Below are 11781 nucleotides of genomic sequence, written 5' to 3'. Positions count from 1 at the left end.
GGCCGGCGTCAGGAGGTCACGAGACGAACCACTCCTGGGCGCGGCCTCCGTTGCAGTCCCAGATCCACAGCTGGGTCCCGTTGGCCGTGTTCTGGTTCGGCAGGTCCAGGCAGCGGCCCGAGACCGGGTTGCGGATGGAGTTGTTGGGGCCGAGCTCCCAGATCTGGTTGGCCGTCATGTTGCAGGTGTAGAGGTGGATCTTCGAGCCGGCGGCGGTGCCGTAGCCGATGATGTCCAGGCACATGCCCCTGATCCGGATGGTGCCGTCTCCCATGACGGCCCAGATCTGCGAGTGCGCGCCACCGTTGCAGTCCCACGAGCTGATCAGGTTGCCGTTGGCCCCCGTGCCCTGGTAGTTGTCGACGCACTTGCCGGGCACCCCGGAGCGGATCACGCCGATGCCGGTCCACTGCGGCGTCCAGCTCTGGGCGGCGCCGCCGTTGCACGTCCACACCTGCAGCTTGGTCTCGTTGGCGGTGCTGGAGTTCGGGACGTCCAGGCACAGCCCCGAGTTGGGGTTGCGCAGCGAGTTGAACGGGCCGACCTCCCACTGCTGCGCGGCCAGGCCGTGGCACGTCCACAGGTGCACGTACGTGCCCGGTGTCGTGCCGGCGTTGTTGACGTCGAGGCACTTGCCCGCGATGCGGATGGTGCCGTCGCCGGGCATCGTCCACAGCTGCGAGTCGGAGCCACCGTTGCAGCCGAACGACTGGATGCGGTTGCCATCGGTGCTGGCGCCGTACGGGTTGTCCATGCACTTGCCGGTGACGCCCGAGCGGAACATCATCAGCGTGTTGTTCGGCACGGCGCCGTTGGTGGAGTGCATGGCGCCGGTGTGCACCCGGACCTCGTCGACGTCGCCGGCGAAGAACTCGGCGGCCGCACCGGCCTGGAGGGTCCGGCCGACGTTGAACGTGCCGGCGGCGTTCCAGTTCGCCGTGTAGTACGTCTCGCCCTGCAGTTGATCGTTGACGTAGAACCGGATCTTCCCGGCCGGCGCGTCGTAGACGGCCTCCAGGAACGTGAAGGTGTTGAGCACCGGCGCGGCGGTCGAGTTCACCTTGTAGATCGCGGGTGCGTCGGCGTCGCTGCCCGCCGCCACGAACGACCAGCGGTTGACGGTCTTGTCGTACCGGACGGTGAATCCGGCACCGCGGGTGCCCTGCTGGGAGAAGACGGTGCGGGACACGCTGGTGTCGGTGATCCGGGCCCAGCCGGAGACCGTGTACGACTGGTCGGTGCGTACAACGGCGGGTGCGGTGGCGGCGCCGGACAGGCCGTCGAAGCAGAGGCCGGTGCTGGCGTGGCTGTCGCACCAGGTGACGGTGCCGGGAGGCTCGGTGAGGGTCAGGGGGCGCTGGAAGTTGGAGTCGTCGACGACCTGCCGGGGCGCGTCCTCGTCGTAGTCCTCCATCGCCCACTCGCCGGTGACGACGGGGGTGACCGCCGGCTTGATGTCGACGAACGGGTCGATCGCCCGGTCCCACACCCGCACGTCGCCGATGTCGCCCTCGAAGCTCGGCTGGCGCACGCCGGCGTACTTGCCGCCGCCGATGTCCAGCACGCCGACGGCGTTCCAGTTGGACGGGCGGCTGAGCTGGCCGGCGACGACGCCGTTGACGTAGAGCTTCATCATCTTCATGCCCACGTCCCACGACACCGCGACATGCGTCCACTGGCCGAAGACCGGTGCGGTGGGTGCGGTGGCGTAGCGGGGGGCCGCGTCGACGAGGTCGGTGGAGTACACGGTCAGCGCCCACCGGTTCGTCGGCGCCGGCAGGTACTGGATGGCGATGCCGCAGGTCATCCCGCCCTCCACGCACAGCACGGTGCGCGCGTTCGAGGTGCCGCCGGTGAGTCGGACCCACGCGGCCGCGCCGAAGCTCCTCGTCGTGTTGATGATCGGGCCGGGTGCGACGGCGATGTCGTCGACGCCGTCGAAGTGCAGGGCGCTGTCCTTGCCGTTGACGGCGTGGGTGCCGAGGATCCGCCCGTCGGTCCAGGTCGCGCCGCCGGTGACGGTGGCCGTCGGGCCGCCGGCCGGGCTGGTGGCGAGCGTGGTGCCGGTGCCCTCGTCGAGCTTCCAGGTCTTGGGGTCGGAGTGGGAGTTGACGAGGAACCGGTAGTCCTTGGGCGGCGACGCGTTCTGGGCCGCGTCGCGGGAGCGGACGGTCAGCACGTTCTCGCCGACGTGGGTCGGGGTGACCCAGACGGTCGCCGTGCCGTCAGTGGCGGAGGCGGCGACGTAGGTCTTGGCGTCGCCGTCGAGCTGGTACTCGTAGTCGGCGATGTCGGTCTCGCCGTTGGTGCCGAACGTGAACTGGCCGCTGCGGCCGACCGAGCCGCGGTGGACGTCGTTGGGCGGCGTCTCCACGTACAGGCCGTCGAATGCCGCCACGGTCGGTTTGACGCCCGGCGGGGTGGTGTCGATGGAGAACTCGCACCACGGCGACCAGTTGGAGTTGCCGCCGAGGCCGTCGCTGACCCGCACCTGCCAGCGGGCCATCGACCCGGTCAGCGTGCCGGCCGGGACGGCCATGTCGGCGAGGGTGCCCGACGGGACCCCGGTGTCGGTCTTGGGCCAGCCGCTGATGGCGGTCCAGGTGGTGCCGTTCCACTGCTCAAGGGCGAACGACGCGGACAGCTGGCCGCTCTGGTCGCCGTCGGGGTCGGAGATGTTGGCCTTGAGCCACGGCGCGGTGGACCGCACGATCGGCCGGCCGGTGCCGGTGACGCAGGCCTGCCCCGCGGCGGTGAAGTCGGTGTGCGTGGTCAGAGCCGAGGCGACCGGGGTGTTCGGCAGGCTGTTGTACTCGACCGACATGGCGGTCTGCGCCTGGTCGAACTTCTTCCAGCGGTTGCTGGCCGTCTCGTCGGTGCCGTCGCTGTCGCGGGCGGACAGGCCCAGGGTGTAGCTGCCCCGGCCCTGCCCGAAGTTGATGACGTCGTTCACCAGGGTCTGGTTGGAGAACTCCATGTACATGTTGGGCTGAGGGTCGTTGGCGCAGCCGGCGCCGGTCGAGGGCTTGTGGGCGTTGCCCGACTTCGTCTCGACGAACAGGTTCAGGGCCGGGCCCGACCAGGCCTGCCTACCGGATCCGGTGAGGTCGCCGGTGCGGTACAGGCTGACCGGCGTCGCGGTGCACGCCCACGAGTGCGTCATCATCGTGACGAACTTGGCGTTGCGGATCTGCTTGCCCGGCAGCCACGTCAGGTCGAACGCGAAGAACGACCGGAAGGTGCCGGACCCGTCGGTGTTCTGCCCGACGCGGACGATGCCGTCGTCGCGGTTGGCGTTGGTGGAGTCGGTGTAGCCCCAGCGGGCGCGGCCGACGCCGGTCCACGGGTCGATGACCACGGGGTATGCGACGTTCGGGTCGGCGAGCATCGCGGCGTCGGGGACGATGACGAGCGAGCCGTCCTCCACCGTGGTGGGGAGGTCGGCCTTGCGGGAGTCGTCGGGCACGTGCCGCAGCACGGAGTTCTTGCCCGCGGTACGCGCCGCCGCGAGGGACCGCTGCGCGCTGGGCACGCCGGCGGAGTCCCACATGAGCGCCGGCCCGGCCGACGCGGTGGTCTTGCCGGTGCTGTCGCGGGTCTCGTAGCCGCCGCCCGGCTTGTTGCGCAGCGTCCAGCCGGTGCTGGTGAGGCCGAACTTGAGCTTGGCGAGGGCCGGGTTCGCCGCGGCCTGGCGGGTCTTGACGATCAGCGAGTAGCCGAAGCCCTCCACTGTGGACTGCACCTGGAGGTCGATGTCCGGCAGCACCGACTCGTACACCGCCGTGTCGCCCTCGATGCGGGGCGCCGGCAGCTTCGACGGCCAGGTCAGCTTGAGCGCGCCGCCCGCACCGTTGAGGGTGACGAGGGGTTCGGTGCCGCCGGCGGAGAACCGTACGTCGGCCACCGAGGCGACGGGTGCGAGCGTGGCGCCGTCCTTGCGCAGCGACAGGTCGATCTCCCGCCAGACGCCGTCCTTCTTGGTCCAGTGCGGCACGGAGTAGCTCTCCCGCACCAGCGTGCCGCGCGGCGTGGCCATCGTGCGGGCCATCTCGGACCGGGAGTTCGCCACCTCGATGGTGCGGCCGCTCTCGACCGCCTGCCTGATCGCGGTGTTCTCGGACGCCTGCTGGTTCGTGGCCGGTTGACCCGTCGGTGCGGGCGCCGGTTCGGCGCCGGCCGGCGCACCGACCGTGAGCGCGACCGCGGTGCCGACCGAGGCGACCGCGAGCGACGCCACCATGGCGAGTTTGGAGGAGCCGTGTCGACGCACGGCAGGATGAGGTCTGATCACTGTTAGCCCCCGCGAAGTGAAAGTGAGCGAAACCTAGGGGGAGGCCAGTGGCCGTGTCAATCGATGCGCGCGATGTCGGCACGCCGTCGGAGGTATGTCCGGATTGGCGGTGAGTGCCGTCATGAACGCCTCATGATGCCTTGACTTCGGTGAATGCGACCCCTAAATTGCAGGCTGCTCGGGTATCGATCCCGGTGCGACTGCATGGGCCTAACGGGGAGGCTTTACATGTTCAGTGGTGGCTGCGCGCTGCGCAGAAGGCAGTGGCCGACATGATTCCGCAGATGGTCGGCGTACCGGCGTAGGCCGGCTGGATCCTTCTTCTTCATCTTCTGTTTCTTGACGATGTTCGGCTGCCGTCGTGTCTCGACGGTGGCCACTTACGCATTGCTGCGGAGGAATTGTGTCCTTGACCGGTGTCTTCGGGCCGCCCGGCCTGCCATTGCTGCCAGGCCGGTCCCGCCGGCTGTTCGGGCGCGTGACGCGTACAGTCGCCGCGTCGGCGATCCTGGCGCTCGCCGCCAACTGTCTGGTGGTGCCGCCGGTGCAGGCGGCGCCGAAGGTGACGAAGCCTGAGGCGGCGCAGCGGTTCAAGGATGTGCCTGGTGGCACGGTGGCGGTGAAGGAGCCGCAGCCGGGGACGGCGTCGGCGGCGGCGCGTCGCGCGTCGGTCGGCTCGGTGCAGTGGCCGGCGGCCGCGACCGCGGACGTGAACATCGCCGCGGCGCGGTCACAGCTGCGGGCGTCCGGTAGCGCGTCGCCGGCGGAGACGGCGGTGTCGGTGCCTGGTGCGCCGCTGCGGGTGGTGGCCGGCGCGAAGGGGCCTGAGCAGGTCCGGGTGCAGACGCTGTCGCAGGACGAGGTCCGCGCGGCCGGTGTGCAGGGCGTGATGTTCCGGGTCGCGCGGACCGACGCGGCCGCGAGCACCGGCGTCGTGAAGCTAGAGGCCAGCTACGGCGCGTTCGAGTCGGCGTTCGGTGCGGACTGGTCGAGCCGGCTGCGGCTCCTGGTCATCCCGGAGTGCCATCAGACCCGGCCTGAGGACGCGGCGTGCCGAGCGGTGCCGGTGAAGTCCGACAACAACGTGAAGACCAAGACGGTGACCGGTGAGGTGACGCTGCCGGCGCCGGTGACGACCGCGGCGGCGTCGAAGCTGACGTCGGGCAACGTCATGGTGGCTCTCGCGGCGGGGCCGTCCGGTGGTGCCGGTGACTTCGGTGCGACAACCCTTGCCCCGTCGTCGACGTGGTCGCAGGGTGGCTCGGCCGGTGGCTTCTCGTGGTCGTACCCGATGCGGGTGCCCCCGGCGGTGGGTGGTCCCGGGCCGACGGTGGGTCTGAGCTACTCGTCGCAGTCGGTGGACGGCCGGCAGGCGGCGTCGAACAACCAGCCGGGCTGGATCGGTGAGGGCTTCTCCTACGACACGGGCTTCATCGAGCGCCGGTACGTCGGCTGTGCGGATGACAAGGCCGACGACAAGGGCAGCAAGGCGAACAACACCGAAGACACCGGCGACATGTGCTGGGCCACCGACAACGCGGTGATGTCGCTCAACGGCGGCGGCGGTGAGCTGCTGAAGGACGGCAGCGGTCTGTGGCACCCGGTCCAGGACGACGGGTCGCGGATCGAGAAGGTGATCGGCGGGGCCAACACCAACGGTGACGACAACGGTGAGTACTGGAAGGTCACCGCGGCGGACGGGACGAAGTACTTCTTCGGTCGGAACCGGTTGCCGGGTTGGACGGCGAACAAGGCGGAGACGAACTCGGTGCAGGCGGTGCCGGTCGCGGGCAACCACGCGACGGAGCCGTGCAAGGCATCCACGTTCGCGGCGTCGTTCTGCACCCAGGCGTACCGGTGGAACCTCGACTACATCGAGGACATCTACGGCAACACCGCATCGCTGTGGTACGCGCGGGACACGAACTACTACGCGAAGAACAAGCAGGAGAACTCGCCGGTCGTCTACCACCGCGACGCCTACCCCGTCCGGATCGACTACGGCACCGACAACCGCACCGTCGTCAACGGTGTGCGGACCGATTCGGCGTACACGGGGACGGCCGCGCCGGCGCAGGTGCACTTCGGTGTGTCGGACCGGTGCGTGACGGCGAACTGTGGCACCAAGGACAAGACGAACTGGCCGGACACGCCGTGGGACCAGAACTGCGCGTCGAGCGGGACGTGCTGGCAGTCGGCGCCGACGTTCTGGAGCAGCAAGCGGCTCACGAGCGTCACCACGAAGGTGCGGAAGGGCAGCGGATACCAGGACGTCGACCAGTGGAACCTGCGGCAGTCGTTCCCGGACCCCGGTGACGGCACCCGAGCCGGTCTGTGGCTGGAAGGCATCACCCACAAGGGGCTGAACGGCGCCACCATCACGCTGCCCGAGGTCACGTTCGAGGGCATCCAGCTGCCGAACCGCGTCGACGCGGTGTGGTCGGACTTCGCGCCGGCGATGAACTGGTGGCGCATCACGTCCATCCGCACCGAGGCGGGTGCGGAGATCGCCGTTGACTACAGCGACCCGGACTGCACCAACCCCGGCCGGCTGCCGAATTCGAATGCCCTGGACAGCAACACCCTGCGCTGCTACCCGGTGAAGTGGGTCCCGCAGGGGTACACCCAGCCGCGCACCGACTACTTCCACAAGTACGTGGTCGACTCGGTGCAGCAGATCGACCTCACCGCCGGTGGCAGCGCCACCAAGACGTTCTACGAGTACGAGAACCCCGAGAACCTGCCTCTGTGGCACTGGGACGGCGAGGACGGCCTCGTCCAGGCCAAGTACAAGACGTGGGGTCAATGGCGCGGGTATCCGTACGTCAAGACGAAGTTCGGGGAAGGCCCGAAGCAGCAGGTGCTGCGGGCGCAGTACTTCCGCGGCATGCACGGCGACAAGACCGCCTCCGGCACCAGAACGGTGAACGTGAACGGCCTGGAGGGTGGTCCGTTCCCGGACTACGAGCAGTTCGCGGGCATGGTTCGTGAGCAGCTCGTCTATCTCGACGGGGCGGTCAACGCCGGCACGGTGACGAGCCCGTGGCGGTCGACGACCCCCGCCGCGAGCCGGACGATCAACGGCGTCGTCACCGAGTCCCGCTATACGGGCAGCGAGAAGACCGCGACCCGCGCGCTGATCAGCGGCGGGCAGTGGCGCCGCTTCGAGACGGTCACCGAGAACGACCAGCAGGGCGTCCCGCTGAAGATCAAGGATCTCGGCGACCCGGCGGACCCAGACGACGACAAGTGCACGGTGCACGAGTACCTGCCCAACACCGACCCGAACGTATGGGTGCTGCGCTCGGCGAAGCGGGTCCGGACCTGGGCCGGTGACTGCACCGCCGGCGGGCCGTCCGCCGCGGACCAGGTGATCTCGGACCTGCGGTACACGTACGACAACCTGGCCTACGGCGCGACGCCGACGACGGGTCTGGTCACGAAGATCGAGCGGATGAGCGCCTGGAACGGCGGCAACGTCCAGTTCCAGACCGTCGGCACGTACAAGCACGACCCGCACGGCCGCACCACGGAGTCGACCGACATCGCCGGCCGGCTGTCGAAGACCGACTACTCGCCGACGACGGGCGGCCCGCTCGTCGGGATGACCACCACGAACCCCAAGCTGTGGACCACGACGGTCGTCATCGACCCGGCGCACGGCGAGGTGCTCAGCGAGTCCGACGTCAACAGCCGCGTCACCTCGGCGCAGTACGACGCGCTCGGCCGCCGCACCAAGGTGTGGAACGCCGACCGGCTGCAGGCCAGCAACCTGAACACGCCGAGCGTGGAATACCGGTACACGATCAGCAAGACCTCGGTGAACGCGGTCGAGACCCTCAGCCAGGACGCGAACGGCAACTACCAGTCGCTGTTCGAGCTGTACGACGGGCTGCTGCGACCGCGCCAGAAGCAGGCGAAGGCGGTCGGTGGGGGCAGGATCATCGCCGACACCAACTTCTACGACTCGTTCGGCCGGGTGTGGAAGAGCAACGCGGCCTACGACACGACCGGCACGGCCGGGCTCACCCTGCACCAGCCCGCCGACCTGGACGTGCCGGCGCAGAGCCGCATCGACTTCGACACGGCCGGCCGGCCGATCGAGGCCGCGCTGTACTCGGAGAACGTCTACAAGTGGAGCACGGTCACCAAGTACTACGGCGACTACACCACGGTCACCCCGCCGCTCGGCGGGACGGCCGGCGCCACGTTCACCGACAGCCGCGGGCAGACGACCAAGCTGCGGCAGTACCACGGCGGCACCCCGACCGGCACCTACGACGAGATCTCCTACAGCTACAACAAGACCGGGCAGGTCGAGAAGATCACCGACGCCTCCGGCAACGTGTGGTCGTACGAGTTCGACGAGCTGGGTCGCACGAAGAAGTCCACGGACCCGGACCGGGGCGCCACCGAGTACACGTACAACACCTCGGACCAGCTGGTGCAGGTGAAGGACGCCGAGAACCGGGTTCTGGCGTACACCTACGACGACCTCGACCGGCCCACCTCGATCCGTGACGGCAGCGAGACCGGGCCGCTGCGCGTGCAGACGGTGTACGACCTGCCGGCGAAGGGCCTGACGAAGTCGGTGTCCCGGTTCGTCGGCACGAACGAGTACAAGACCGAGCTGGTCACCGCTGACGCGCTGTACCGGCCGACGCAGACCAGGGTCACCCTTCCGCAGAGCGAGGGCGTCCTCGGCACCTCGTTCGCCGTGCGGAACACGTACAAGGTCAACGGCGACCTGAACACCGTCACGTTCCCGGCCGTCGGCAACCTCGCCGGGGAGACGCTGACGTACGAGTACGACAGCACGTACGGTCTGCCGAAGGCGTTGACCACGAACTACGGCGACGTGACCCACTACGTCACCGACGCCACCTACACGGAGTTCGGCGAGTCGAGCTCGGTGATCCGGTCCACGGCGCTGACGGGTGCGCCGTTCGTGCAGAGCAAGACCGAGTACGACGACGTCACGCACCAGGTGAAGCGGCAGGCGGTCATCAAGTCGGTCGGCTCCGCGTACGTCGCGGACGCGGAGTACAAGTATGACCCCGCCGGCAACCTGATCAAGATCGACGACAACCCGCTCAACGGGCAGCGGGACACGCAGTGCTTCGAGTACGACCACGTCCGCCGGTTGAAGCAGGCGTGGACGCCGCAGAGCGGTGACTGCTCGACCTCGCCCGCGTCGACGACGATGGGTGGTCCGGCGCCGTACTGGCAGGAGTGGGACTTCGGCGCCGCCACCGACCCCAAGGGGCGCACCGGTTCCAGGCTGAAGGAGATCGACCACCTCACCCCGACCGGGCTGCAGACCACCGACTACACCTACCCCAACCAGGGCGTCGCCGGGACGCAGCCGCACCTGTTGAAGGGTTCCACGCTCAAGAACTCCACCGGGCAGGTCCTCAAGACCTCGACGTACGAGTACGACAAGACCGGTAACACGACGTCTCGACCCGGCCCGAACGGGCAGCAGAACCTGCAGTGGGACGCCGAGGGGCGCCTCACTTCGGTGACCGACACGACCGGCACCACGTCCTACGTCTACGACGGCGCCGGCAACCGGCTGCTCGCCAAGGACAGCACCGGCGCCACGCTCTACGTCGGCAACATGGAGATCAAGCTCACCGGCGCCTCGACGCTGACGACGACCCGCTTCTACTCGTTCAACGGTCAGGTCGTGGGGCAGCGGACCGGCAGCGGCATCGCCTGGCTCTGCGGCGACCAGCAGGGCACGGGCAATGTCGCGATCAGTGGCGACGCGGCCCAGACCGTGACCCGCCGCCGCCAGACCCCGTACGGCGAGGCCCGTGGCGCGGCGGTGTCGTGGCCGAACAAGAAGGGCTTCGTCGGCGGCACGGCGGACCCGACCGGCCTGGTCCACCTCGGCGCCCGCGAGTACGACCCGAACACGGGCAGGTTCATCTCCCTCGACCCGCTCGTCGACTTCAACGATCCGCAGCAGATGCACGGCTACGCGTACGCGAGCAACAACCCGACCACGCTCTCCGACCCGAGCGGACTGAAGGGCGTCGGCGACTTCTTCAAGGGCTTCCTGAGCGGCCTCTGGAACAGCCTCAAGTTCTGGGAAGCGTTCTTCGGCATCCTCAAGATGCTCAGGGACCCGAAGGGAGCGTGGAACGGCCTCAAGGGCGAGGCGAAGAAGTGGGAGAAGAAGACCGGCAACTTCGTCATGGGCTGGGCCTGCGCGATCAGCGGCATCTGCGACCAGATCGCCTCGTGCGTCGGCGGCGACGCCACCGCCTACGACTGCGGCGTGACCATCGGCGAGCTCGCCGGCGAGATGCTGATCACCGCCTTGTCCGGCGGCGCGGGGTTGAGCGCCCGCGGCGCCGCCCTCGCCAAGAAGCTCGCCGAGAAGTTCAACGTCAAGATCCCCGGCATCGACACCGGACCGTCACACAACCGCGACGGTAACGGCAACGGCAACAGTTCGGACGGCGACGGGTCGTCGAACGGCGACTCGGGCAACTCCGGTGACACCACCAAGTCCGGCGACAAGACCGGCGACGGTGGCGACGGGAACAACTCCGGCGGGGACGGCAAGTCCGGCGACCAGAACTCGGGCGGCGACGGCGACAGCTGCAAGCACAGCTTCGATCCGGAGACCAGGGTCCTGATGGCCGACGGCACCGTCAAGGCCATCAAGGACATCCAGGTCGGCGACGAGGTCCTCGCGACCGATCCGGAGACCGGAGAGACGCGCGCCCAGGTCGTCGAGGCGCTGCACCGCAACCTCGACGCGGAGTTCGCCAACCTCGACGTGGTGGACGGCGAGGGCGGCAAGGCCACCCTGCAGACGACCGCCAACCACCCGTTCTGGAACGAATCCCACGAGCGGTGGGAGCACGCGGGGGAGCTGGCGTCCGGCGATCTGCTGGTCGCGCCCGACGGCTCGACGGCCACGGTCAGCGCGTCCGTGGTGTGGACCGGCGCGAAGTACATGCACGACCTCACCGTCGCCCGGATGCACACGTACTACGTGCTCGCCGGTGCGTCCCCGGTGCTCGTGCACAACTGCCCCAAGGACGAGGACAACGACAACTACGCGGCCGACGACCCCTACTCGCCGAAGAACGTCAAGGCCCGGAGTGACCAGTGGAAGGGGCACTTCAAGCAGAACCGGTCGTACTTCCAGGTGCCGCCCGCCATCCATGAGATCGTCCGGCGCATCATGACCGACCCGACGTACCCGCAGCGCCGCAACCCCAACCAGACCCGGGACAACTTCGGCGGGCACAATCTGCCGGCGGGGCACTTCGGGCGTGGTTTCGGCGGTGAACCGATCTACGATCTCGGGGACGGCAGCCAGTTCCGGGTGGTCAGGCGCCGGTCCGACGGGGCGCTCGCCTGGGTCGGCCTCGATCAGCACGGCGTGCACGACTATTCGAAGGTCTATCAGTATCCGTGGGCGACGGCACCTGTGGTGACGTCCGTTCCGTAAGGTGGTTGACCGGCGT

The 11781-nt window shown here is 68.8% G+C and carries 2 protein-coding genes; one reads left to right on the top strand and one right to left on the bottom strand.

Annotation, left to right across the window (positions count from 1 at the left end):
- Positions 1-16: 16 nt before the first annotated feature.
- Positions 17-4270, bottom strand: a complete 4254-nt coding sequence (locus ABZ321_RS17820) for a ricin-type beta-trefoil lectin domain protein (RefSeq protein ID WP_354892299.1) — start codon at positions 4268-4270, stop codon at positions 17-19.
- A 499-nt stretch (positions 4271-4769) separates the two neighbouring features.
- Here ABZ321_RS17820 and ABZ321_RS17815 point away from each other — a divergent pair, with 499 nt between their 5' ends.
- Complete coding sequence (locus tag ABZ321_RS17815; RefSeq protein ID WP_354892296.1) at positions 4770-11765, top strand: polymorphic toxin-type HINT domain-containing protein; 6996 nt, start codon at positions 4770-4772, stop codon at positions 11763-11765.
- Positions 11766-11781: the final 16 nt, after the last annotated feature.

Origin of the sequence: Dactylosporangium sp. NPDC006015, from assembly GCF_040614215.1 — a bacterium.
Taxonomy (GTDB): Bacteria; Actinomycetota; Actinomycetes; order Mycobacteriales; family Micromonosporaceae; genus Dactylosporangium; species Dactylosporangium maewongense.
Note: the sequence above shows the minus strand (reverse complement) of the source record. Positions and strands in the feature narration are given on the sequence as shown.